The organism is Pseudomonas sp. 22082, from assembly GCF_052046055.1.
GTDB lineage: Bacteria > Pseudomonadota > Gammaproteobacteria > Pseudomonadales > Pseudomonadaceae > Aquipseudomonas > Aquipseudomonas pharyngis.
The window spans coordinates 98,528-120,837 of the sequence record NZ_JBQEQB010000010.1 but is presented as its reverse complement, the minus strand read 5'-3'; the positions used below and the strand labels follow the sequence as shown (position 1 = coordinate 120,837).

Below are 22,310 nucleotides of genomic sequence, written 5' to 3'. Positions count from 1 at the left end.
GACTGAACGAATGCGGTTTCAGAACCTCTCGGGAATGTGCCTGAACGGATAATCCGACTCTTTATAACCGCCCGGTTTCTGCCGTTTGGGCAAGGTCACCTTCTCTCGCGGCACCTCCTTGTAGGGGATGCGACTGAGCAGATCCGAGATGATATTGAGCCGCGCCCGACGTTTGTCGTTCGAGTTGGCCACCAGCCATGGAGCGTAATCGGTGTCGGTCGCTTCGATCATGTCGTCCCGCGCCCGGGAGTAGTCATACCAGCGGCTGTAGGACTTGAGGTCCATCGGCGACAGCTTCCAGATCTTGCGACCGTCGACAATGCGCGCCTCCAGGCGCCGGGTCTGTTCTTCCTGACTGACATTCAGCCAGTACTTGAGCAGGATCACCCCCGAACCGACAACTGCGCGCTCCACCAGCGGCACGGTCTTGAGAAACTTGTCGACCTGTTTGTCCGTGCAAAAGCCCATCACCCGCTCGACGCCGGCGCGGTTGTACCAACTGCGATCGAAGATCACCACTTCGCCGGCCGCCGGCAAATGCGGCAGATAGCGCTGCAGGTACATCTGGCTCTTCTCGCGATCGGTTGGGGCCGGCAACGCGATGACGCGAAAGACTCGCGGGCTGACCCGCTCGGTCAGCGCCTTGATGGTGCCGCCCTTGCCTGCACCGTCGCGGCCTTCGAAGATGATGCAGATCTTGATGCCTTCGGCCTTCACCCACTCCTGCATTTTCACCAGTTCGATATGCAGGCGGCGCAACTCGGCAAGGTAGTCCTTGTTCGACAGTTTTATATGTTCGTCAGGTTTTTCTCGGGGCGAGCCTTTCTTCTTTCCCTTTGCCATGACCAGACCTCTCGGGTTGGAACGACAGCCAGGCTCGTCGGCAATGCATGACCTGGAACCGGAAAGTTTAGTCATTTATCGCAAAACGCAAGCAAACGGGCGGTAACGCTCAGGCAACGTGCTTATTGCGAAAAAGCCTGTGCAGTTTTTGACGGAACGCCAATCGCCAACCATTCTCCATCACGGCGCAGCTTCCGATGTCGGCCGTTGATGCCTCGCGTGTTGCAAACCTGCCATCTGGATGTGGGGAAGAGGTCATGCACAGTTCGCTCTTGCGTGCCGCGTCGCTCATGCTCGCCTTGAGCGCTGCACCGGTCCTGGTGCAGGCCGCGGATGCGCCTGAGGCCCAAGCGGCGGCTACCGTTCCGGCCAAAGATGCCGTGTTTACCACGGAGCAGCTCGACCAGATGCTCGCGTCGATTGCGCTGTATCCCGATCCACTGCTCGCTCAAGTGCTGATGGCCGCCACCTATCCGGGAGAAGTCGCCGAAGCCGTGACCTGGTCCAAGGCCCATCCGGATGCCAAGGGCGATGACGCGGTCAAGCAAGTGGCCAGCCAGACGTGGGACCCGAGCGTGCAGGCCTTGGTGGCGTTTCCGCAGGTATTGGCGACACTGGGGCAGGATCCGGTCTGGGTGCAGCGTCTGGGGGATGCCTTCCTGGCCCAGCCTGACGAACTCATGGCCGGCGTTCAGCGCTTGCGGCGTCAGGCGCAGGCGGCGGGCAATCTGCAGAGCAATCAATATCAGAATGTGACGGTGCAGAACGTAACGCCGCCCATCTCTGCCGGGACAACCAAGCCGGCCGACAACACGACCATCATCATTCAGCCCGCCGATCCGCAGGTGGTCTACGTTCCGACCTATAACCCGACGACCACTTACGGCACCTGGCCTTATCCGGCCTCGCCGCCGGTGTATTACCCACCGCCGCCCGCTTATTACCCGGGTCAGGCACTGGTGGCAGGATTGGCTTTCGGTACGGGCGTGGCGGTCGTCGCGTCGTTGTGGGGCGACTGCGATTGGAGCAATAACGATATCGACATCGATGTAAACCGTTACAACAACATCAACGCCAACAACCGGATCACCAACAACCAGAACAAGTGGCAGCACAACACCGTGCATCGCGATGGCGTGCCCTATCGTGACAACCGCAGCCGTACGCAATATGGCCGGCAGCTGGATGGCGCGGCTCAGCGTGATGCCTATCGCGGGGACAACGCGCAGCGGGCGCAGGCTCGGGAACGGGCGCGCAGTTCGATGGACAGGGCCGGTATCGAACGTCCCGCGACCAGCAATCGCGAAGCCCGCAATCAAGTCCGCGAAGCGCAATCTGCCAATGTCGGCAACCGCATGCAAGGCGGCGCGGACAGGCCCAGAGCCGCCGATCGCGCTCAAGGCAACACGCGGGAGGTGCGGCAGCCCGGCGTCAATCAACGTGATACCCGTGCATCTCAAGCCCGACCCGCAGCAGGCAGTGCGCGTAACAACGCTTTCGCCGGCGCGCGCTCTCCGTCCCAGACCCGAGTCCAGGCCGATCGCGGCCGGGCCAGCCAGATTTCTGCGCAACGTCCCAATACCTCCCGCGCCGCCGGACATCAGATCAGCCGGCCATCCGGTGGGGGCATGCGTCAGAGAGGAGGTGGCCGTCGATGAACATCCATTCTCTGGTCAAAAACTGCCTGACCCTCGCGGCCGGCCTCGCTTTGTCGAGCTTCGCCTCGGCCCAGCAGGTATTTCCAACCCCGGAAAAAGCCGCGGACGCCTTCGTCGAAGCCCTCGGCACGCAACACGCCGACCAAAAACGCCTGACCGAACTGCTGGGCGAGGAATGGCACAGTTTCATTCCCCGCGAAGGCGTGCAGCGCAGTGATGTCGATGCCTTCCTGCAGCAATACCGCGAACAGCACACCCTGGAAAAGACCGGCGACAACAAGGCCGTACTCTCCGTCGGGCCCGATCACTGGACGCTGCCCATTCCGCTCATCAAAGACAAAACCGGCTGGCGCTTCGACATGAAAGCCGCCCAGGTCGAAATCCGCGCCCGCCGCATCGGTCGTAACGAACTGGCGGCAGTGCAATCGGCGCTGGCCTACCACGACGCGCAAATGGACTACGCCTCGGAAGACCGCGACGGCGACGGCGCCCTCGAATACGCACAGAAAATCTTCAGCACCCCCGGCAAACACGACGGCCTCTATTGGCCAGAAGACGACAGCGGCCAGATCAGCCCCCTCGGCCCCGCCTTCGGCCAGGCCATCAACGACGAAGACTGGCACGGCTACCACTTCCGCATCCTCGACGCCCAAGGCCCGTCAGCCCCGGGCGGCGCCTACAGCTATCTGATTGGAGACAAGATGAGTCGCGGATTCGCCTTGATCGCCTGGCCAGCGAAGTATGCCAACACCGGGGTGATGAGCTTCATGATCAGCCATGAGGGCCAGGTTTTTCAGAAGGATCTGGGGCCGGATGGGGAGAAGGTGGCGAAGGCGATGACGCGGTTTGATCCGGATGATAGTTGGGAGGTGGTGGATTTGGGGCAGAAGTAGTTGGGGTGTCGAATTGCGCCGGATCAGAAACGAAAAAGCCCCGCAGCTTCTCAGCTACGGGGCTTTTCTATGTATGGCGGAGAGATAGGGATTCGAACCCTAGGTACCGGTGAAGGTACAACGGATTTCGAATCCGTCCCATTCGGCCACTCTGGCATCTCTCCAACGGCGCGCATCATAACAACACTTTCGCTGAATGGGAAACCCCCAGACGAAATTTTTTCCGTGCTATCAGATGCTTGCGTCGATTAAAGCGGTACGCCCAGACGGTTGGCGACTTCTTCGTAGGCTTCGATGACGTCACCGAGGCCCTGACGGAAGCGGTCCTTGTCCATCTTCTTCTTGGTGTCCTTGTCCCACAGACGGCAGCCGTCCGGGCTGAACTCGTCACCCAGGACAATGGAGCCGTCACTGAACACGCCGAATTCAAGCTTGAAGTCCACCAGCAAGAGGCCTGCGTCGTCGAACAGTTTGCTCAGGACTTCGTTGACCTTGAGCGACAGTTCTTTCATGCGCGCCAGTTGCTCGGCGGTGCCCCAACCGAACGCCACGACGTGGGATTCGTTGATGAACGGGTCGCCCTTGGCGTCGTCCTTCAGGAACAGTTCGAAGGTGTACGGGTTGAGCTTCATGCCCTCCTCGACGCCCAGACGCTTGACCAGGCTACCGGCGGCGTAGTTACGCACGACGCACTCGACCGGGATCATGTCGAGTTTTTTCACCAGCACTTCGTTGTCGGCCAGCAGTTTGTCGAATTGGGTCGGAATGCCGGCCGCTTCGAGTTTCTGCATGATGAAGGCGTTGAACTTGTTGTTCACCATGCCTTTGCGGTCGAGCTGCTCGATGCGCTTGCCGTCGAACGCCGAAGTGTCGTTGCGAAACAGCAGGATCAAGCGGTCAGCGTCGTCGGTCTTGTAAACCGATTTGGCTTTGCCGCGGTAGAGTTCTTCACGTTTTTCCATGATGGGCTCCGCTTGCTAAGTAGATGGGCTAGGCGATGTGGCGCCAGTCGAGCCCTGAATCTTGATCGGCCAGTTGCAGCCAGTCCGGGTCGCACCCGAGGGTGTCGACAAAACATTGCCGGGCCAGCTGCGGCAGGTTGTTCTTGCTGCTCAGATGGGCCAGGACCAGGTGTTGCAGGCCTTGCCAGCCCAACTCGGCCACCAGGAATGCCGCCTGATGGTTGTTCAAATGTCCTAGCTCGCCGCCGACCCGCTGCTTGAGAAAGTACGGGTAATGACCACGGGCCAACATGTCGCGACAATGGTTGGACTCGATCATCAACGCATCGAGATCCCGATAGCCGTCCAGCACCCGCTCGCAGTATGAACCCAGGTCGGTCAGCAGGCCGAAGCGCCGCTGCTCTTGATCGCTGAATACGTACTGGGTCGGTTCCTGTGCATCATGGGCCACGGCAATGACCCCGATGTTCAGAGCACCGATCTGCAACTGCTCGCCACCGGTCACGAAACCGGCAGGTTCAATCGGTTTGCGCATCCCGCGCAGTGTGCCGCGACTGAGGTAGACAGGCAGATTGTAGCGCCGAGACAGCAAACCCACGCCATGCACGTGGTCGGCATGTTCGTGGGTTACGAGTATCGCGCTCAGTTGCGCCGGGTTCACACCCAAGCGCAACAGGCGTTTTTCGGTTTCCCGCAGGGAAAAACCACAATCCACCAGCACATACGTATCAGCACTGGCGATCAGCGTGCCGTTCCCTTGGCTACCGCTGCCGAGAACGGCAAAACGCATTGGATCAGCCCAGGTTGTCCTGAATCACGCTCAACACTTTGCGGGCCACATCGGCCGGCGCAACGGTGTTGATGTTTTTCTCGACGGTCACCTGAACGTTCTCGCCGACCTTGCTCAGGCGAACCTGATAACGCTCGGCGCGGGCTTCAACTTCTTCCTTGGTCGGCGCGCTGCCGAACAGGCTGCTGAAGAAACCAGGCTTCTCGTCTTTCTTCTCGGCCTTCTCGGACAAGTTGATGTAGTAGAGACCCAGGCTGCGGTTGATGTCTTCAACGCGCCATTCGCCCTGCTCCAGCGCACGACCGACGCTCGACCAGGCACGATCCAGGTCCGTACCGACGTTCAGTACCGGGTTGCCGCTGCCGTCTTCGCTCAGGCTGACACGGCTCGGGGTATCGAAATCACGCGAAGCCAGCATCGACACCGAACCACCCTTCTCGGAGGTACGGCTCATGCTCGCGAGCATGTCGTCGACCAGCGCGGCGTCGAGGCCGGTGTTGACCGAACGGTTGGTGAAATCGACATTGGCGGTGCTGCCGGCAGGACGCTCGGCGCTGACCACATAGACTTCACTGGTGTTGCGCTGCACGCCCGGCTCAATGCGCACCCGCACGCGGGTTTCGCTGTCGGTGCTGACGCCGGCGGCGCTCAGGCGCTTGGCCATGGCGGCGGACAGTTCGTCGGAATGCTGCCAGGTGGTGGTGAATTCGCCGGTTTGCGGTCGCTGTTCATCCAGACGGAAACCGTTGTCCTGGAAGTACTGCACCGCCACTGGCCAGACTTCGGCCGGTGGGTGCTGGGCCATGACCCAACGCGAATCACCGCTCTTCTGCAGCGAGTAGTCGCTGGCGTCGGCCACGGTCGACAGTGGTTGAGGGCGCGGAACGATGTATTCACCCTTGGCGGTGTCGTCGGCCACGTTGCGCGGGATCGGCAGCAGCGGTTCCAGGCGCTTGGAGGTGCTGACGTCTGGTGGCAGTTGCATCGGTGCAGTCTGTTGCGCTTCCAGGTAATCGCTACCACGGTCACGGAAATAACCTTCCGGGCCCCAGACCCATCCGCAGCCACTGGTGCTGGAGATAATCAAGGCAAGTGCGGAAAGTCCGGCCATTCGCTTCATGCGTTGTACTTCCTCAATTAAACCAGGACGTTGCACTGGCGCAGGGCCGAGCGCAGCGTTTCATGACAAGGAGCGCTCAGCCAGGTCAGCGGCAGGCGGATGCCTTGGTGCATCAGGCCCATTTCGACCAAAGCCCACTTCACCGGAATCGGGTTGGCTTCGATGAACAGGTCCTTGTGCAGCGGCATCAGTTTTTCGTTGATGGCCCGTGCGGTCTCGGCGTCGCCCTTGAGCGCGGCCTCACACAGGTCGGCCATTTCGCGCGGGGCGACGTTGGCGGTGACGGAGATGTTGCCCTTGCCGCCCAGCAGGATCAGCTCGACGGCGGTCGGATCATCGCCGGACAGCACGATGAAGTCCTTGCTCACACCGTCGATGATCGCCTTGGCGCGCTTCAGGTCGCCGGTCGCTTCCTTGATGCCGATGATGTTCGGCACGGTGGACAGGCGGATCACGGTCTCGGCCTGCATGTCGCAGGAGGTGCGGCCAGGAACGTTGTAGAGAATCTGTGGGATGTCGACCGCTTCGGCGATGTGCTTGAAGTGCTGGTACAGGCCTTCCTGGGTCGGCTTGTTGTAGTACGGAACGACCAACAGGCAGGCATCGGCACCGGCTTCTTTGGCATTGCGGGTCAGCTCGACCGCTTCGCGGGTCGAGTTGGCGCCGGTACCGGCGATCACCGGAATGCGACCGGCAACCTGTTTGACCACGGCTTTGATGACGGCGATGTGTTCTTCTACATCAAGGGTTGCCGACTCGCCGGTGGTGCCGACCGCGACAATGGCATGGGTGCCGTTCTTGAGATGGAAGTCCACGAGTTTGCTGAGGCTGTCCCAGTCAAGACGCCCTTGTGCATCCATGGGTGTGACCAGTGCCACCATACTGCCCGCAATCATGAAACCGCTCCTGCCGGAAAAAGAGAGCGGTAATGGTACTGGCGCCAAGATGCTTGCACAAGCGAAGTACTGTGCCGCCATTCCCCTTGGCGCCGCTTTTCGCTACCCTTCAGACTTTGATCGGTACTGATCAGCTTGTACGCCGGGTTCCAGTCTCCCGTTTCGGCCTCCCAAGGCACCGTTCCAGTGTCGTTGCCGTACGCTTGCTTGTTCACGGAGCCGTAGCGCCACACGAATCGGGTCTTCCGGACAGGCATTGCCCCGGCAATCAACGCCCTCTCCCTACCGACCGCTCATCGCTTTAGGAATGCTGCATGTCCACCCCCACAGTTCGCGAACAATTCCTTGTCATCAGTGCCCTCGGCGCCAATCCCATGGAGCTGACCAACGTCCTGTGCCGCGCCAGCCATGAAAACCGCTGCGCGGTCGTCACCTCGCGCCTGACCCGTCACGGCGAGTGCAGCGCGCTGGTGCTCGAAGTCTCCGGCAGCTGGGACGCCCTGGCCCGCCTGGAAGGCAGCCTGCCAGTGCTGGCCAAGCGTCATGCGTTCACCGTCAATGTGGTGCGCAGCGCCGCCCTGGAAAATCGTCCGCAAGCCCTGCCGTACGTGGCTTACGTGTCTTCGGCGTACCGTCCGGACATCATCAACGAGCTGTGCCAGTTCTTCATGGATCACAACGTCGAGCTGGAAAACCTGACCTGCGATACCTATCAGGCACCGCAGACCGGCGGCACCATGCTCAACGCCACGTTCACCGTGACCCTGCCGGCCGGCACCCAGATCAGTTGGCTGCGGGACCAGTTCCTGGATTTCGCCGACGCCATGAACCTGGATGCACTGATCGAACCGTGGCGCCCACAGAACCCAATGTAAGGAAGCTTTCATGGCCGTTGTCATCGACCAACCGGTTACGGATTTCGAAGCACCTGCCACCAGCGGGCAGACTGTCAGCCTGTCGGCCCTCAAGGGCAAGCAAGTGGTGATCTACTTCTATCCGAAGGACAGCACCCCGGGCTGCACCACCGAAGGCCAGGGCTTTCGTGATCAATACGCAGCATTCAAGGCTGCCAACACGGAAATCTTCGGCATTTCCCGCGACAGCCTGAAGTCCCACGAGAACTTCAAGTGCAAGCAGGAGTTTCCGTTCGAGCTGATCAGCGACAAGGACGAGGCCGTCTGCCAACTGTTCGACGTGATCAAGCTGAAAAAACTCTACGGCAAGGAATACCTGGGCGTTGATCGCAGCACGTTCCTGATCGACAAGAACGGCGTACTGCGTCAGGAATGGCGCGGCGTGAAAGTGCCAGGACATGTGGATGCAGTGCTGGCTGCTGCTCAGGCGCTGAACAAGGCCTGATATTTCTGCGTCGACTTCACTGACGCCTTCGCGAGCAAGCCCGCTGCCACAGTTGACCNCGCGACGGGGCCATAAGACTCAACGAATAATCCGCTTTCTAGAGCAGTGGCGCCACCACCGGCTCCTTGCGCGGCCAGGCATCAAGCACAGCCTTGAACAACGTCGCCAGCGGAATCGCGAAGAACACGCCCCAGAATCCCCACAACCCGCCGAACAACAGCACCGCGCAGATGATTGCCACCGGGTGCAGGTTGACCGCCTCGGAAAACAGCAACGGCACCAGCACGTTGCCGTCCAGGGTCTGGATGATCCCGTAGACCGCCATCAAATAGATGAACTGATCGCTCCAGCCCCACTGGAACAGCGCAATCAGCAGCACCGGCACGGTCACCACCACGGCGCCGACATACGGCACCACCACCGACACGCCCACCAGTAACGCCAACAGTGCTGCGTAGTTCAATCCGAGGGCGACGAAGGCGATGTAGGTCACGCCGCCACAAATCACGATCTCGATGACCTTGCCGCGAATGTAGTTGGCGATCTGCCGGTTCATTTCCTCGGCGACCCGAGTGATCAGTGCCCGCTCTCGTGGCAAATAGCCGCGCACCCACTCGCCGATCATCGCCCGGTCCTTGAGGAAGAAGAACACCAGGATCGGCACCAGCACCAAATAGATCATGATGTTCACCAGCAGCGGCAGGCTCGACAGCGAGAACGTCAACGCCCACTGGCCGAACTTGCCGATCTCGCCTCGCGCCGCTTCGATCGCTTGCAGCACCTGCTCATCGGAGACCAGATGCGGATAGCGCTCGGGCAGCAACAACAGCAGCGATTGCCACTTGGCGAGCATCCCCGGCAATTCATTGAACAGCGTGATCAACTGATGCCAGAGCAGCGGCAGCACCACGACGATGAACACCATCAGCACGCCCATGAACAGTGCAAACACCAGACCGACCGCCGCCCCACCGGGCACGCGCAGACGTTCAAGCGTGAGCACCAGCCCCTGCATCAGATACGCCAGCACCATCCCGGCCAGCACCGGCGCGAGCATTCCGCCAAGCGTCAGTACCGCGGTGAAGGCGAGAAACAGCAGCACCGCCAGCACCACGGCTTCTTCATCGGAGAAGTAGCGCTGAATCCAGTCGCGCAACACTTTGAACATCAATTTTCCTTAGGTCATTTACGCGGTCGGTTTCAGGCTTTTTTCAGCCAGTAACGGTAGACACCCGCCTCGTCCTCTTCACGCAGCAGCGTATGACCGGCCAATTTGGCAAAGGTGCGAAAGTCGCGTTGCGAGCCAGCATCCGTGGCAATCACCTTGAGTACTGCGCCACTGGGCAGCTTGTTCAGCTCCATTTTGGCCTTGAGCAACGGCAACGGACAATTCAGGCCACTGGCGTCCAGTTCACAGTCATGGGCTACAGCGTCGGTCATGCGTCACTCCGGATCAGGTGGTCAGGCTGCCTAGAATATCTGGTCGCAGGCCCGGTGTCCGGCTACAGTAAGGTCTTTGTCGATTAAGGCTTTGTGCATGACATTTCTGCGCCCTACCCTGCTGACGCTCGCTTGCCTGCTCGCCTCACCGGGCTTCGCCGACGACCTGCCGTCACTCGGTGACGCCAGCTCTGCCATCGTCTCGCCACAACAGGAATATCAACTGGGTCGCGCCTGGCTGGCATTGCTGCGCAGCCAGGTTTCGCAGCTCAACGATCCACAACTCAAGGACTACGTCGAGTCCAGCGTCTATAAGCTGGTGGAAACCAGCCAGGTCAATGACCGACGCCTGGAATTCATCCTGATCAACAGCCCGCAGCTGAACGCCTTTGCGGCACCGGGCGGAATTGTCGGGGTCAATGGCGGCTTGTTCCTCAATGCCCAGACCGAGGGCGAATATGCCTCGGTACTGGCCCACGAACTGGCTCACTTGTCCCAGCGCCACTTCGCCCGTGGCGTCGAGGCCTCGCAGCGGATGCAGGTGCCAATGATGGCGGCGCTGCTGGCCGGTATCGTGATCGCCGCTGCCGGCGCCGGTGACGCCGGCATTGCAGCAATAGCCGGTACCCAAGCCGCGGCGATCCAGGAACAACGGCGTTTCTCGCGTCAGAACGAGCAGGAAGCCGACCGCATCGGCATCCTCAACCTGGAAAAGGCCGGCTACGATCCGCGCTCGATGCCGACCATGTTCGAGCGTTTGATGCGCCAGTATCGCTTTGATGCCAAACCGCCGGAATTCCTGCTGACTCACCCGGTCACCGAATCGCGGATCGCCGACACCCGCAACCGCGCCGAGCAGGCAAAACCCGGCGGTATCGAAGACAGCAAGCGCTATCAACTGATCCGCGCGCGGGTGCAGTTGACCTACGAAGAAACGCCGGGGCTCGGCGCCAAGCGCTTTCGCGCGCAACTGGACGATAATCCGAACAACGATGTGGCCCGTTACGGATTGGCGATCGCCCAGATCAAGGGCGGTCAGTTGAATGAAGCCCGAGAGAATCTCAAGCAACTGCTGGCCAAATCACCGAACGAGATCATCTACAACCTGGCGCAGGTCGATCTGGACATCACCAACAACAAGCTGGCCGATGCCCAGTCCCGGGTTGACCGGATGCTCGGTCAGTACCCAGGCAACTACCCGCTGAACCAGGTACGCGTCGATCTGCTGCTGAAACAAAACCGTACCGCCGATGCAGAGAAAGCGCTGGAGGGCTTGTTGAAATCGCGTCCGGACGATCCGGACGTCTGGTATCAGGTCGCAGAAACTCGCGGGCTGTCCGGCAACATCATTGGCCTGCATCAGGCCCGTGCGGAGTATTTCGCGCTGGTCGGCGATTACCGCCAGGCGATCCAGCAATTGGACTTCGCCAAGCGCAAGGCCGGCAGCAACTTCCCGCTGTCCTCACGCATCGATGCCCGCCAGCGCGAACTGATGGAGCAGGAGCGCATGGTGAAGGACATGATGGGTTAAGCCCGCGCCGAGACAAATTCCGGACACAAAAAAACCGCCTCTTTCGAGGCGGTTTTTTTTACTTCTTAGATAACTGGATCATTCAGCCAGTTTGAAGGTGATGAAGCTGGCACGACCCTGACGCAGAACGCGCATCGACACCGAACGGTTTTTCGGCAGCGCCTTGGCGATCTCGGCGAACTCCTTCGAAGAGCCAATGGCTTGGTTGTTCAGGTGCGTGATGATGTCGCCCGGTTGCAGACCGATCAGGGCCGCAGGACCGTCCTGCACCTCCTTGATTACCACACCACCTTTCAGGTCGTAGGTTTTCTTCTGCTCGGCGGTCAGTTCGGCGACCGATACACCCAGGCGATTGCTGTTGGTCTCGGCACCGGATTTGGGCAGCGCATCCAGCTCCTTGTCTTCGTCCGGGATGGCGCCGACAGTCAGCTCGACATTCTTGCGTTTGCCGTCACGAATCACTTCGAGATTGGCTTTGGCGCCGGCCTTCAACGCACCCACCAGATGTGGCAGGTCAGCGGACATGACGATCGGTTGACCGTTCATGCTCAGGATTACGTCACCCACTTGCAGGCCGCCCTTGGCAGCCGGGCCGTCATCCTGAATCTGTGCAACCAGCGCACCGGCCGGTTTGTCCAGACCGAACGACTCGGCCAGATCCTTGTTCACTTCCTGGATGACGACGCCCAACCAGCCACGACTGACCTTGCCACCGCTTTTCAGCTGGTTGGAAACGTCCATGGCCACGTCGATCGGAATGGCGAACGACACGCCCATGAAGCCACCGGAACGGGTGTAGATCTGCGAGTTGATCCCGACCACTTCACCGTTCAGGTTGAACAGCGGGCCACCGGAGTTGCCCGGGTTGATCGGCACGTCGGTCTGGATGAATGGCACATAGTTTTCGTTCGGCAGGCTGCGGCCGACGGCGCTGACAATGCCTTGGGTCACGGTGTGGTCAAAGCCGAATGGCGAACCGATTGCCACGACCCACTGGCCGGCTTTCAGATCCTGAGATTTGCCAAGCTTCAGCACTGGCAGATCCTTGCCTTCGATTTTCAGCAGCGCGACGTCGGAACGTGGGTCGGTGCCGATCAGTTTGGCCTTCATTTCACTGCGATCAGCCAGACGCACGAGGATTTCGTCGGCATCGGCGATCACGTGGTTGTTGGTCAGAATGTAGCCATCCGGCGAAATGATGAAGCCCGAACCCAACGATTGCGCTTCACGCTGGCGATCACCACGCGGAGAACGCTGTTGCGGCGGCATGCCGCGCTCGAAGAACTCGCGCAGCATCGGTGGCAAGCCTTCAAGGTCAGGCATCTGCTGGTTCACTTTGCGATCCGGCAGCTTTTGCGTGGTACTGATATTCACCACCGCAGGCGAGGCCTGTTCGACCAGTTGGGTGAAATCAGGCAGGCTGGCCGGGCTGACCGCTTCAGCCGCCATGGCTGCAGGAACAGCCTGACCGAGCACCAGCACCGTGGCGAAAATGGAGAGATAAGACTTCAAGCTTGGTATCGACATACAGCTCCCGTTACGACGAGCAGGGTTAAGCGATATGGAGCAAGGAACACCGGAAACCACAGGCCGGCATTTTTGTTCCGGGAACAACAAACAAGGCCAGAGCCGAGAGGCTCTGACCTATAAAAAATTTTTGGCTGTTTTGCAAATGAAAATGCTCAGCAAACATTTCACGTCTCGAAGACGAAGTGGAGATAGCTGGAATCAGCTCACTGCTTGCTGGTTGCAGCGCCATCATTGCGCATCGACAGGGCAATCCGTTCGGCGGTCCCGATTGGAATCTCGCCAACTACCGTAACCATCATTTCGCCTTGAGGCGTAGTCAAACGGCGGGATACGGCAACGGTCGGGCCCAACTGAGTCCGGGTATCGGTGACGGTTGCGCCGTTCAGCGGCTCGAGAAACACGGAGAAGCGGGCAAGACCATCGTCATACATCAGGCTGTTGACCTGGGTCTTGGTTTCCGGATCTTTGTGCGAGGAGCTGCTGGTGAGCTCGAAGCCAGGAGGCAGCCAGTCGGAACGCCAGACCTGTGCGGTCTTGACCGCAGAAGCCTTGTCGCTGTCGAGGGTGACTGTCTTGCAATCGGAGTTGGCTTGCAGGTCTTTGTCGGATGGAATTTCAGAGGTATCCAGTCGCGTGAACTGGAATCTCTCGAGTAACTGCCCCTTGTCGTTCAACAGCAGCGACTTGAGCGGCAGCCCCGTTTCCTTGTCCAGATGCAGTTCGAAACCGTAGCGGTGCTGATCCCGTGGCGTCAGCGATACGATCACCGCTTCACGCCCGGCCACACGCGACTTGCCAATGACGGCAAGCTCATACCAGTTCTTCAGCTTTTGAGGATCGAGAGGCCGAGCGGCGGAATTGGGAGAATCTCCCAGACCCGCAATCAGGGTGCCGCTGACGCATTGAGTATGTCCATCAATGCGCACGACTTCCTGAGCCGAACCATCGAGCTGAAGCAAACGCTCGCGGACCTGGCCATTCTGGACGCGATGCCAGATGTTGTGGGTAGAAAAACTACCGTTACGCTCGTAAACGAATGTGCCGTGAAAGCTTTGCTGCTGCTCGGCCTGGCCCAGGCGGGTCAACCAGTCCTGAGCCTCGTCGGCGTGGGCTGGAACGATGAACCAGCCGCTGAGCAGAAGCGAAAGTAGAGGTATGGCGCGCATGATCCCCCTTAACGGTTTTCCAGGCTTGCTGCACGTGCATAAGGCAGCGCGCTCTCGGTGCCTTTCAAGGCAGCCTGTTGAGCGTGTTGACGCAGGTAACCTGGCAGACGCTGATCGTGCCAGCCTGGCTGACCTTGCAATACACCATTGGCCATTGGGCCAGTAGCTTCCGAACTCTCACTATAGCCTGCCAATACCGCCGGGCCTTTCACCTGAGGTGTGGCCAACACTGGCTGATTGGATTGCTGAGCGAGTTCGACGCCGGCGATTTCGTCCTGGTTGTACAGGCGAACACCCGCCAGAACGGCAACAGTCACCGAAGCGGCTACGGCCAGACGACCGAGGCTGCGCCATGGGCCACGAGACACTTTGGCCGGGGTGGCTTCATCTTCCAGTGCAGCAGAAACCGCCGCAGCGAGATCCAGACGTGGAAGCAACAGATCCTTGTGCATGGCTGCCCGAGCGATCTGGTAACGAGCCCAGGTTTCACGGGTTTCAACATCGTCCAGTGCATTGAGCACTCGACGCAGTTCCAGTTCGTCCGCTTCGTTATCCATCACTGCGGACAGCGATTCCTGCAGGGCTTCACGACTCATGGCGTTCCTCTCTTGGCTGTCGCCGCTGTCTTTAGTTTTCCTGCAACAACGGCTGCAGGGCTTTATCGATGGCCTCCCGGGCGCGGAAAATCCGGGAGCGCACGGTACCAACCGGACATTGCATGACGCTCGCGATGTCCTCGTAACTCAGACCATCAAATTCGCGCAAAGTTAACGCTGTGCGCAAATCCTCCGGCAGTTGCTGAATGGTTCGATGGACGGTGCCTTCGATCTCATCCCGCAGTAATGCCCGTTCAGGAGACTCGAGATCTTTCAGGCCGTGATCGCCGTCATAGAACTCTGCATCTTCGGAACTTACATCGCTATCCGGCGGCCGGCGGCCGCGTGAAACCAGATAGTTCTTCGCCGTGTTAATGGCGATGCGGTACAGCCACGTATAAAACGCACTGTCGCCGCGGAAATTTCCAAGCGCTCGATACGCCTTGATAAAGGCTTCTTGTGCGACGTCCTGGGCTTCATGGGTGTCGTGCACAAAACGCACGATCAACCCGAGAATTTTGTGCTGATACTTCAGCACCAGCAGATCGAAAGCTCGCTTGTCGCCACGCTGAACGCGTTCGACCAGCTGCTGATCCTCTTCCTGGGTTAGCATGAACACTCCTCGATAAACTCGAAGGAGGCTTGCATGACCAAACGACCGGACTTGCAAACATAGACTCGGGCTTTTCGCAAAAGTTCTCCCCCTCCAAGCAAGTTTCCTGCGGGCTCTGATTTGGCACGCACGAAAAACGCAGCGCGGGATGAACCGGCTGCGCGAATAATCTTGTCATCGGCTCGCCGGCAAGAACCCAATCGCAGGTTCCGCATTGAAGCCGACACTGTCCCTTGTTTCGGGCAACTGTCTATTGATCTTGAGCCTCTGGCAAAAGTTCCAAATATTTATAGACGTGCCGCGCCGACATTGTGCAACCGTGAGCGGAAAAAGCGTGTTTCATCTGCGATACAGTCGCTTTTCCCCAAAACCGGTGAAGAAAACTTCCCGACAAAGCGTCCGTATATTTCCGTCACGGTAGTTTCACAATGCCATATCGGCCCGGCTATTGTGCCGCCCAACCCCTCTATATACTAGTGGGCTGTGTGGCTGTCTCGACTCGCCCATTCGCCTGTCCTGCGCCAACCCCGACCCGGGTCGCTTTGAGCGGAATCCTGAAATGAGCCAACAGTTTCAACACGATGTCCTGGTGATTGGCAGCGGCGCTGCCGGTTTGAGTCTCGCGCTGACCCTGCCCGGTCACTTGCGCATCGCCGTACTGAGCAAAGGCGACCTCGCCAACGGCTCGACCTATTGGGCCCAGGGTGGCGTCGCGGCCGTGCTGGACGACACCGACACCGTCGAATCCCATGTCGATGACACCTTGAATGCCGGCGGCGGCCTGTGCCACGAAGACGCGGTGCGTTTCACCGTCGAGCACAGCAAGGAAGCGATCCAGTGGTTGATCGATCAAGGCGTACCCTTCACTCGCGACGATCAGTCCGGCACTGAAGACGGCGGTTTCGAATTTCACCTGACCCGCGAAGGCGGCCACAGCCATCGCCGCATCATCCACGCCGCCGACGCCACCGGCGCCGCGATTTTCACGACCCTGCTGGCCCAGGCCAAAGAACGCCCGAACATCGAGTTGCTCGAACAGCGGGTAGCGGTCGATCTGATTACCGAACGCCGGCTGGGGCTGGAGGGCGAACGTTGCCTGGGCGCCTACGTGCTCAACCGCAAAACCGGCGAAGTCGATACCTTCGGCGCACGCTTCGTGATCCTGGCGTCCGGCGGCGCTGCCAAAGTCTATCTATATACAAGCAACCCCGACGGCGCCTGCGGTGATGGCATCGCCATGGCGTGGCGTTCGGGCTGCCGGGTGGCGAACCTGGAGTTCAACCAGTTTCACCCCACCTGCCTCTATCATCCACAAGCCAAGAGTTTTCTGGTAACTGAAGCTCTGCGTGGCGAAGGCGCCCATTTGAAGCTGCCGAATGGCGAACGCTTCATGCAGCGCTTCGACTCACGTGCAGAACTGGCGCCACGGGACATCGTCGCCCGCGCCATTGACCATGAGATGAAGCGTCTGGGTGTCGATTGCGTCTACCTCGACATCAGCCACAAACCCGAAGCCTTCATCAAATCGCACTTCCCGACCGTCTACGAGCGCTGCCTCGGATTCGGCATCGACATCACCAAACAACCGATCCCGGTCGTCCCGGCCGCGCATTACACCTGCGGCGGCGTGATGGTCGATCAACAGGGCCGCACCGATGTGCCCGGCCTGTACGCCATCGGCGAAACCAGCTTCACCGGTCTGCACGGTGCCAACCGCATGGCCAGCAACTCGCTGCTCGAATGCTTCGTCTACGCCCGCTCGGCAGCGGCGGACATTCTCGAGCAACTTCCCGATGTGGCGATTCCACACGCCCTGCCGGCCTGGGACGCCAGCCAGGTGACCGACTCCGACGAAGACGTGATCATCGCCCACAACTGGGACGAATTGCGGCGTTTCATGTGGGACTACGTGGGCATCGTGCGCACCAACAAGCGCCTGCAACGGGCACAGCATCGGGTGCGTCTGCTGCTGGACGAAATCGACGAGTTCTACAGCAACTATAAAGTCAGTCGCGATCTGATCGAGCTGCGCAACCTGGCGCAAGTGGCGGAACTGATGATCCGTTCGGCCATGGAACGCAAGGAAAGCCGAGGCCTGCATTACACCCTCGACTACCCGAACCTGCTGCCCGAAGCGCTCGACACTATTCTGGTGCCGCCCACCTACGCCGGCTGAACTTCAGGCGAACCCGCAGGCGCCGGTGCAGATCCGCCGCCTGTGCATCCCGCGGCACGCAGATCGATCTGACTCGCCGCTCACCACGCAATCGAAAGCGCAGCACCACGATCAGCGGCAGCGCCAGGCTGTCCGGGCGCAATTGCACCGCTTGCCAGCCATCGGCCCGGTTCCACAATTGCCAGCCATCGGCGTCCCGGCGCAATCGGCAAAATGCCTTGGGATGACTCAGCAGAATCTGCCGTGGCAACACCCAGGCCGCATGGCCGAGACACGCGAACGCCCCGAGCAAAACGGTCCAGAACGGAATCGACAATAGAAACAGAGAACCCAGCGCGAATGCCTGGGCCAGCAGATACGCCGCCAGCAACTGCCGTGAGGCATGCCAGCGGCACTCGAACGTATTACTTGGGCTGGACACGGTCCAGAATCATGCGAACCATGCGTTGCAGCTCGGGATCTTCCGATTCGCTGCGCTCCATGAACCAACCGAACATGTCCTGATCCTCGCACTCGAGCAGGCGGACATACAGCGCGCGATCCACCTCGTTCAGATTGGCGTAGACCTCTTTCACGAACGGCACCAGCAACACGTCGAGTTCCAGCATGCCGCGACGGCTGTGCCAAAAGAGGCGATTCAGTTCAACTTGTTCGACCATGGAGCCCTCCTCAAATAGGCCGCAAGTATACAGGCCCGAAGCGGCCCGAACAGTCGGCTTTGGTCGGGCACCATAGATCCTTTATGAACTACCCATTTCAACACCACCCCCTTATGATGTGCCCCAGTCTATTTACCCTGCGATGACCCATGGCCGATTCTGCTTTTTTCTGCACCCTGTCTCATGAAGGCGTTCTCGCGGTTCGCGGCGCGGATGCCGGCAAATTCCTGCAAGGCCAGTTGACCTGCAACATCAATTACCTGAGCGATACCCAAGCCAGCCTCGGCGCCCGCTGCACGCAGAAAGGCCGGATGCAGTCGAGCTTCCGCATCGTGCTTGAAGGCGACGGCGTGCTGCTGGCGATGGCGGGTGAACTGCTGGAGCCGCAACTGGCGGACCTGAAAAAGTACGCGGTGTTCTCCAAATCGAAACTGACCGACGAAAGCGCCTCCTGGGTGCGCTTCGGCCTCGATGATGGCGATGCGGTCCTGAGCAGTCTGGGCCTGGAACTGCCGGCAGAAACCGACAGCGTGGCCCGCCACGAAGGGCTGATCGCAATTCGCGTCTCCCCGAACCGTGCCGAACTCTGGGTGCCCGCCGATCAGGCCGATACCGTCAAAGGCAAACTGTCCGCGCAATTGAGCGAGGGCGAACTCAATCAATGGCTGCTGGGCCAGATTCGCGCCGGGATCGGTCAGGTCATGCCGAGCACCCGCGAGCTGTTCATCCCGCAGATGCTCAATCTGCAGGCCGTCGGCGGCGTGAGCTTCAAGAAAGGCTGCTACACCGGCCAGGAAATCGTCGCGCGCATGCAATACCTGGGCAAACTCAAGCGTCGCCTGTATCGCGTGCAACTGGACGCCGCTGAGTTGCCGGAGCCCGGCACAGCGCTGTTCGCCCCGAGCCACGGCAGTTCCATCGGCGAAGTGGTGCTGGCCGCCCGTACCGAAAAGAATATTGAACTGCTGGCGGTGTTGCAGGCCGAAGCTGCCGAAGCGGGCGACTTGCATCTGGGCTCGGCCGAAGGTCCGGCGCTGCACTTGCTCGACCTGCCATACGAACTGGATCGCGACCGCGAAATCCAGCGTTGATCGCAGCATTTGTTGCAACACCCTAGAGAAACGACATGAGTGAGCTGGCGGATAAGGTCCAACAGGATTTGGTTGAGGCCATCGATAACGATGACCTGGTTCTGCCAACGTTACCGGAAGTGGCCCTGCAGATTCGCAAGGCCGCGGAAGATCCGGACATCAGCGTCAGCGACCTGAGCAAAGTGATCGGCCGTGACACGGCGCTGTCGGCGCGTCTGATCAAAGTGGTCAACAGCCCACTGCTGCGCGCCACCCAGGAAGTGACCGACCTGCACACCGCCATCACCCGGCTCGGCGTCAACTACAGCAGCAACCTGGCGATCGGTCTGGTGATGGAGCAGATCTTCCACGCCCGCTCCGACGTGGTCGAACAGAAGATGCGCGAAGTCTGGCGCAAGAGCCTGGAGATCGCCGGCGTCAGCTACGCCCTGTGCCGCCGTTACACCCAGCTCAAGCCCGATCAGGCTGCGCTCGGTGGACTGGTTCATCAGATCGGCGTGCTGCCGATCCTGACGTATGCCGAAGACCACTACGAATTGCTGTCCGACCCGGTCAGCCTCAACCATGTGATCGATCACATTCACCCGTTGCTCGGCGACAAATTGCTGCGGGTCTGGGAGTTTCCGGAGCGCCTGGTGGAGCTGCCGGGGCTGTATCAGGACCTCAAGCGCGAATCGCAGCACATCGATTACGTCGACATCGTGCAAGTGGCCAGCCTGTATTGCCACAAGGACACCGACCATCCGTTGGCCCGCATCGATCCATTCAGCGTGCCAGCATTCCGCAAGCTCGGCATCGATCCGGAAAACAAGGCGCTGTGCGCCGATCTGGAAGAATCGCGGTCGATGTTCTACTGATCACCGGCGACAAAACTCACCCGTACCTTCAAACCCGCCTGCTCACCATCGTGCAGACTGATCTGCGCCAGATGCGCGCGGCAGATTTCCCCGACAATCGCCAACCCCAGCCCGGAACCGGCCACCTGCTGGTTGCGCCGGTAAAAACGCTCGAAAACCCGATCCCGCTCTTCGAGCGGAATGCCCGGCCCATCGTCTTCAACCTCCAGCACCGCCGGCGCCCTGACCCGCAGAATCACGTTGCCGCCCGGCGGCGTGTGGGCCAGCGCGTTGTCCACCAGATTGCTCAGCAACTCGTTGAGCAATGTCGGCTCGCCACGCAGCCATACCGGCTCGTCCGCTTCCAGCGCCAGCGCGACACCCCGCGCATGGGCCAGTGGAGCCATGGCCATGCCCAGTTCTCGCGCCAACTGACTCAGATCGAGCAACTGCGCACCGCCCTCGGCAATCGCCCGGGCGCCGTTTTCCACTCGAGCCAGCGACAGCAACTGATTGGCCAGATGGGTCAGGCGATCCGTGCTTTGTGCCGAGGATTCCAGCGTTTCGCGCCAGGTCTGCGGCTCGTTCGAGCGCAAGCCCAGTTCAAGTCGCGCCTTGAGCGCCGCCAGTGGCGTGCGCAGCTCATGGGCTGCATCGGCGATGAATTGCGCCTGCCGCTCGAACTGGCCACGCAGGCGTTCGGTGAAATGGTTGAGCGCACGCACCAGCGGCGACAACTCATGCTGGACTTCCACCAGCGGCAACGGACGCAAGTCGTCAGGTTGGCGCTCTTCCACTGCCGTGCGCAGACGTTCGATCGGCCGTAGCGCAGCACTCACTGCAAACCACACCAGCAACAGCGCGCCAATCGCCAACATGCCCAGCCGCAGCAAGGTATCTGCCGCCAGACTGCGGGCCATGCTGACGCGCGCCTCATCGGTTTCGGCAACGCGGATTTCAGCCATGCCGTTCATGTTCGGCTCGCTGACCGCTTTGAGCAGGCTGACCACACGCACGTTCTGGCCCTGATATTTCGCGTCGTAAAACCGCGCCAGGGCGGGATAACTGTCGGTTCTCGGCGTGCCCGGCGGCGGGCCCGGCAGATTTTCGTAGCCGGAAATCAACTTCTGGTTGATGTCGTTGACCTGGTAATAGATGCGCCCGGCGCTGTCGTAAGCGAAGGTATCGAGCGCCACGTACGGCACATCGGCACTGAGACTGCCATCGCGCTGCGACAGACCGGCGGCGATGGTCCGCGCCGAGGCCAGCAGCGTGCGGTCGTAGGCGGTGTCGGCGGCTTCGCGACCGTTCCAGTACGCACTCAATCCGCTGGCGAGCATCAACACCACCAGCAGCAGTGCGAGATTCCACAGCAACCGCCAGCGCAGGCTGCTGGGCTTATGCATCTCGGCTTTCCAGCAAATAGCCCAGACCGCGAAACGTCACGATGGCCACGGAATGGCCGTCGAGCTTCTTGCGCAGGCGGTGCACGTAGATTTCGATGGCATCGGGGCTGGCCTCTTCGTCGAGACCGAACACCTGCGCAGCCAGTTGCTCCTTGCTCATCACTCGACCCGGACGGGCAATCAGCGCTTCGAGCACCGCTTGTTCGCGAGAAGTCAGCGTCAGCAATTCATCGCCGAGGGTGAAGCGTCGGGTGTCGAGGTCATAGGCCAGCACACCGCAGCGCTGCTGGCGTTCGCCGCCAAGCACACTGCGGCGCAGCAATGCCTTGACCCGTGCTTCGAGCTCGGTGAGTTCGAACGGCTTGGCCAGGTAGTCATCGGCGCCGAGATTGAGCCCATGGACCCGATCCTTGACGTCACTGCGGGCCGTCAGCATCAGCACCGGCAGATTCTTGCCCCGGGCCCGCAGGCGCGCCAGCACTTCGAAACCGTCCATGCGCGGCAGACCGACATCGAGGATCGCCACCGCGTACTCCTCGCTGCCCAAGGCCAGGTCGGCAGCCACGCCGTCGTGCAAGACGTCCACGGTCAGACCGGTGCTCTTGAGCGCCTGGGCGACGCTTTCGGCCAGCGGCAAATGGTCTTCGACGAGCAGGACACGCATGGATCTCTACCTCATTCAGGGATGGCCGACGCCATTCTTTGCGGCGGAGTTTACAGCCGCAACCGCCACTGTGAAGCCCGA

The 22,310-nt window shown here is 60.3% G+C and carries 23 protein-coding genes and 1 tRNA gene; 8 read left to right on the top strand and 16 right to left on the bottom strand.

All coding sequences use genetic code 11. From position 1 onward, the window contains the following. Positions 1–18: 18 nt before the first annotated feature. Positions 19–843: a polyphosphate kinase 2 gene (gene ppk2, locus ACTJK9_RS14085; protein WP_221398919.1), complete on the bottom strand. Its 825-nt coding sequence runs from the start codon at positions 841–843 to the stop codon at positions 19–21. 257 nt (positions 844–1,100) lie between these two features. Between ppk2 and ACTJK9_RS14080 the strand changes: the two genes are divergently transcribed. Further along, positions 1,101–2,501, top strand: a complete 1,401-nt coding sequence (locus ACTJK9_RS14080) for a DUF3300 domain-containing protein (protein WP_440814438.1) — start codon at positions 1,101–1,103, stop codon at positions 2,499–2,501. Then, entirely contained in the window at positions 2,498–3,394 is an 897-nt protein-coding gene (locus ACTJK9_RS14075) for a DUF2950 domain-containing protein (protein WP_440814435.1), read from the top strand. Before ACTJK9_RS14080 ends, ACTJK9_RS14075 begins: the two co-directional genes overlap by 4 nt. 74 nt (positions 3,395–3,468) lie before the next feature. Here ACTJK9_RS14075 and ACTJK9_RS14070 read toward each other — a convergent pair. From ACTJK9_RS14070 to dapA, 5 genes are all read right to left on the bottom strand, one after another. Next, positions 3,469–3,558, bottom strand: a tRNA-Ser gene (locus tag ACTJK9_RS14070). 84 nt (positions 3,559–3,642) lie between these two features. After that, complete coding sequence (purC, locus tag ACTJK9_RS14065) at positions 3,643–4,356, bottom strand: phosphoribosylaminoimidazolesuccinocarboxamide synthase (protein ID WP_007958019.1); 714 nt, start codon at positions 4,354–4,356, stop codon at positions 3,643–3,645. A gap of 28 nt (positions 4,357–4,384) precedes the next feature. Beyond that, on the bottom strand, positions 4,385–5,146 hold the full coding sequence (locus ACTJK9_RS14060) for an MBL fold metallo-hydrolase (protein WP_011332911.1): 762 nt from the start codon (positions 5,144–5,146) through the stop codon (positions 4,385–4,387). 4 nt (positions 5,147–5,150) lie between these two features. After that, positions 5,151–6,266 (bottom strand): outer membrane protein assembly factor BamC, encoded by a 1,116-nt coding sequence (gene bamC, locus ACTJK9_RS14055; RefSeq protein ID WP_440814432.1) that lies wholly within the window; start codon positions 6,264–6,266, stop codon positions 5,151–5,153. A 17-nt stretch (positions 6,267–6,283) separates the two neighbouring features. Beyond that, positions 6,284–7,162 (bottom strand): 4-hydroxy-tetrahydrodipicolinate synthase, encoded by an 879-nt coding sequence (dapA, locus tag ACTJK9_RS14050; protein WP_007958015.1) that lies wholly within the window; start codon positions 7,160–7,162, stop codon positions 6,284–6,286. Positions 7,163–7,476: 314 nt separating this feature from the next. Between dapA and ACTJK9_RS14045 the strand changes: the two genes are divergently transcribed. Next, positions 7,477–8,037, top strand: a complete 561-nt coding sequence (locus ACTJK9_RS14045) for a glycine cleavage system protein R (RefSeq protein WP_007958014.1) — start codon at positions 7,477–7,479, stop codon at positions 8,035–8,037. Between the two features lie 10 nt (positions 8,038–8,047). Beyond that, the gene (locus ACTJK9_RS14040; RefSeq protein ID WP_064594118.1) at positions 8,048–8,521 is read left to right on the top strand and encodes a peroxiredoxin; all 474 of its coding nucleotides are present in this window, start codon (positions 8,048–8,050) and stop codon (positions 8,519–8,521) included. Positions 8,522–8,618: 97 nt separating this feature from the next. Here the strand turns inward: ACTJK9_RS14040 and ACTJK9_RS14035 are convergent, their stop codons facing one another. Then, positions 8,619–9,689 carry an AI-2E family transporter gene (locus ACTJK9_RS14035; protein WP_039772670.1) on the bottom strand — a complete coding sequence of 357 codons (1,071 nt, stop codon included), beginning with the start codon at positions 9,687–9,689 and terminating at the stop codon, positions 8,619–8,621. Positions 9,690–9,721: 32 nt separating this feature from the next. After that, on the bottom strand, positions 9,722–9,961 hold the full coding sequence (locus tag ACTJK9_RS14030; protein ID WP_007958011.1) for a sulfurtransferase TusA family protein: 240 nt from the start codon (positions 9,959–9,961) through the stop codon (positions 9,722–9,724). Between the two features lie 97 nt (positions 9,962–10,058). Between ACTJK9_RS14030 and ACTJK9_RS14025 the strand changes: the two genes are divergently transcribed. Then, positions 10,059–11,492 (top strand): M48 family metalloprotease, encoded by a 1,434-nt coding sequence (locus ACTJK9_RS14025; RefSeq protein ID WP_085611612.1) that lies wholly within the window; start codon positions 10,059–10,061, stop codon positions 11,490–11,492. Positions 11,493–11,570: 78 nt separating this feature from the next. Here the strand turns inward: ACTJK9_RS14025 and ACTJK9_RS14020 are convergent, their stop codons facing one another. The 4 genes from ACTJK9_RS14020 to rpoE all read right to left on the bottom strand — a co-directional run bounded on the left by ACTJK9_RS14020 (position 11,571) and on the right by rpoE (position 15,397). Continuing rightward, complete coding sequence (locus ACTJK9_RS14020; protein WP_236189711.1) at positions 11,571–12,941, bottom strand: DegQ family serine endoprotease; 1,371 nt, start codon at positions 12,939–12,941, stop codon at positions 11,571–11,573. A gap of 284 nt (positions 12,942–13,225) precedes the next feature. Beyond that, positions 13,226–14,188: a MucB/RseB C-terminal domain-containing protein gene (locus ACTJK9_RS14015; RefSeq protein ID WP_011332904.1), complete on the bottom strand. Its 963-nt coding sequence runs from the start codon at positions 14,186–14,188 to the stop codon at positions 13,226–13,228. 8 nt (positions 14,189–14,196) lie between these two features. Beyond that, complete coding sequence (locus ACTJK9_RS14010) at positions 14,197–14,784, bottom strand: sigma-E factor negative regulatory protein (protein WP_039772679.1); 588 nt, start codon at positions 14,782–14,784, stop codon at positions 14,197–14,199. A gap of 31 nt (positions 14,785–14,815) precedes the next feature. Beyond that, positions 14,816–15,397, bottom strand: a complete 582-nt coding sequence (gene rpoE, locus ACTJK9_RS14005; RefSeq protein ID WP_003172477.1) for an RNA polymerase sigma factor RpoE — start codon at positions 15,395–15,397, stop codon at positions 14,816–14,818. A 559-nt stretch (positions 15,398–15,956) separates the two neighbouring features. Here rpoE and nadB point away from each other — a divergent pair. Further along, positions 15,957–17,573 carry an L-aspartate oxidase gene (gene nadB, locus ACTJK9_RS14000; RefSeq protein WP_064594112.1) on the top strand — a complete coding sequence of 539 codons (1,617 nt, stop codon included), beginning with the start codon at positions 15,957–15,959 and terminating at the stop codon, positions 17,571–17,573. On the opposite strand, the gene ACTJK9_RS13995 is transcribed toward nadB, so the two are convergent. After that, a complete protein-coding gene (locus ACTJK9_RS13995; protein WP_064594109.1) occupies positions 17,542–17,994 on the bottom strand; it encodes a protein YgfX in 453 nt (150 codons plus the stop codon). The genes nadB and ACTJK9_RS13995 overlap by 32 nt on opposite strands. After that, complete coding sequence (locus tag ACTJK9_RS13990; protein ID WP_007957989.1) at positions 17,978–18,232, bottom strand: FAD assembly factor SdhE; 255 nt, start codon at positions 18,230–18,232, stop codon at positions 17,978–17,980. The genes ACTJK9_RS13995 and ACTJK9_RS13990 overlap by 17 nt, the downstream gene beginning before the upstream one ends. 149 nt (positions 18,233–18,381) lie before the next feature. Between ACTJK9_RS13990 and ygfZ the strand changes: the two genes are divergently transcribed. After that, the gene (ygfZ, locus tag ACTJK9_RS13985) at positions 18,382–19,323 is read left to right on the top strand and encodes a CAF17-like 4Fe-4S cluster assembly/insertion protein YgfZ (protein ID WP_440814426.1); all 942 of its coding nucleotides are present in this window, start codon (positions 18,382–18,384) and stop codon (positions 19,321–19,323) included. 35 nt (positions 19,324–19,358) lie between these two features. Next, entirely contained in the window at positions 19,359–20,180 is an 822-nt protein-coding gene (locus ACTJK9_RS13980; protein WP_085611615.1) for an HDOD domain-containing protein, read from the top strand. Here ACTJK9_RS13980 and ACTJK9_RS13975 read toward each other — a convergent pair. Both ACTJK9_RS13975 and ACTJK9_RS13970 read right to left on the bottom strand, forming a co-directional pair. After that, the gene (locus tag ACTJK9_RS13975) at positions 20,174–21,565 is read right to left on the bottom strand and encodes a sensor histidine kinase (protein WP_064594105.1); all 1,392 of its coding nucleotides are present in this window, start codon (positions 21,563–21,565) and stop codon (positions 20,174–20,176) included. The genes ACTJK9_RS13980 and ACTJK9_RS13975 overlap by 7 nt on opposite strands. Then, a complete protein-coding gene (locus ACTJK9_RS13970) occupies positions 21,558–22,229 on the bottom strand; it encodes a response regulator (RefSeq protein WP_007957980.1) in 672 nt (223 codons plus the stop codon). Before ACTJK9_RS13970 ends, ACTJK9_RS13975 begins: the two co-directional genes overlap by 8 nt. Positions 22,230–22,310 lie beyond the last annotated feature (81 nt).

Bases quoted from the DNA above. Each gene is read 5' to 3' on its own strand.
- ppk2 (WP_221398919.1), bottom strand. From the start codon at position 843: ATGGCAAAGGGAAAGAAGAAAGGCTCGCCCCGAGAAAAACCTGACGAA.
- ACTJK9_RS14080 (WP_440814438.1), top strand. From the start codon at position 1,101: ATGCACAGTTCGCTCTTGCGTGCCGCGTCGCTCATGCTCGCCTTGAGC.
- ACTJK9_RS14075 (WP_440814435.1), top strand. From the start codon at position 2,498: ATGAACATCCATTCTCTGGTCAAAAACTGCCTGACCCTCGCGGCCGGC.
- purC (WP_007958019.1), bottom strand. From the start codon at position 4,356: ATGGAAAAACGTGAAGAACTCTACCGCGGCAAAGCCAAATCGGTTTAC.
- ACTJK9_RS14060 (WP_011332911.1), bottom strand. From the start codon at position 5,146: ATGCGTTTTGCCGTTCTCGGCAGCGGTAGCCAAGGGAACGGCACGCTG.
- bamC (WP_440814432.1), bottom strand. From the start codon at position 6,266: ATGAAGCGAATGGCCGGACTTTCCGCACTTGCCTTGATTATCTCCAGC.
- dapA (WP_007958015.1), bottom strand. From the start codon at position 7,162: ATGATTGCGGGCAGTATGGTGGCACTGGTCACACCCATGGATGCACAA.
- ACTJK9_RS14045 (WP_007958014.1), top strand. From the start codon at position 7,477: ATGTCCACCCCCACAGTTCGCGAACAATTCCTTGTCATCAGTGCCCTC.
- ACTJK9_RS14040 (WP_064594118.1), top strand. From the start codon at position 8,048: ATGGCCGTTGTCATCGACCAACCGGTTACGGATTTCGAAGCACCTGCC.
- ACTJK9_RS14035 (WP_039772670.1), bottom strand. From the start codon at position 9,689: ATGTTCAAAGTGTTGCGCGACTGGATTCAGCGCTACTTCTCCGATGAA.
- ACTJK9_RS14030 (WP_007958011.1), bottom strand. From the start codon at position 9,961: ATGACCGACGCTGTAGCCCATGACTGTGAACTGGACGCCAGTGGCCTG.
- ACTJK9_RS14025 (WP_085611612.1), top strand. From the start codon at position 10,059: ATGACATTTCTGCGCCCTACCCTGCTGACGCTCGCTTGCCTGCTCGCC.
- ACTJK9_RS14020 (WP_236189711.1), bottom strand. From the start codon at position 12,941: ATGGCGGCTGAAGCGGTCAGCCCGGCCAGCCTGCCTGATTTCACCCAA.
- ACTJK9_RS14015 (WP_011332904.1), bottom strand. From the start codon at position 14,188: ATGCGCGCCATACCTCTACTTTCGCTTCTGCTCAGCGGCTGGTTCATC.
- ACTJK9_RS14010 (WP_039772679.1), bottom strand. From the start codon at position 14,784: ATGAGTCGTGAAGCCCTGCAGGAATCGCTGTCCGCAGTGATGGATAAC.
- rpoE (WP_003172477.1), bottom strand. From the start codon at position 15,397: ATGCTAACCCAGGAAGAGGATCAGCAGCTGGTCGAACGCGTTCAGCGT.
- nadB (WP_064594112.1), top strand. From the start codon at position 15,957: ATGAGCCAACAGTTTCAACACGATGTCCTGGTGATTGGCAGCGGCGCT.
- ACTJK9_RS13990 (WP_007957989.1), bottom strand. From the start codon at position 18,232: ATGGTCGAACAAGTTGAACTGAATCGCCTCTTTTGGCACAGCCGTCGC.
- ygfZ (WP_440814426.1), top strand. From the start codon at position 18,382: ATGGCCGATTCTGCTTTTTTCTGCACCCTGTCTCATGAAGGCGTTCTC.
- ACTJK9_RS13980 (WP_085611615.1), top strand. From the start codon at position 19,359: ATGAGTGAGCTGGCGGATAAGGTCCAACAGGATTTGGTTGAGGCCATC.
- ACTJK9_RS13975 (WP_064594105.1), bottom strand. From the start codon at position 21,565: ATGCATAAGCCCAGCAGCCTGCGCTGGCGGTTGCTGTGGAATCTCGCA.
- ACTJK9_RS13970 (WP_007957980.1), bottom strand. From the start codon at position 22,229: ATGCGTGTCCTGCTCGTCGAAGACCATTTGCCGCTGGCCGAAAGCGTC.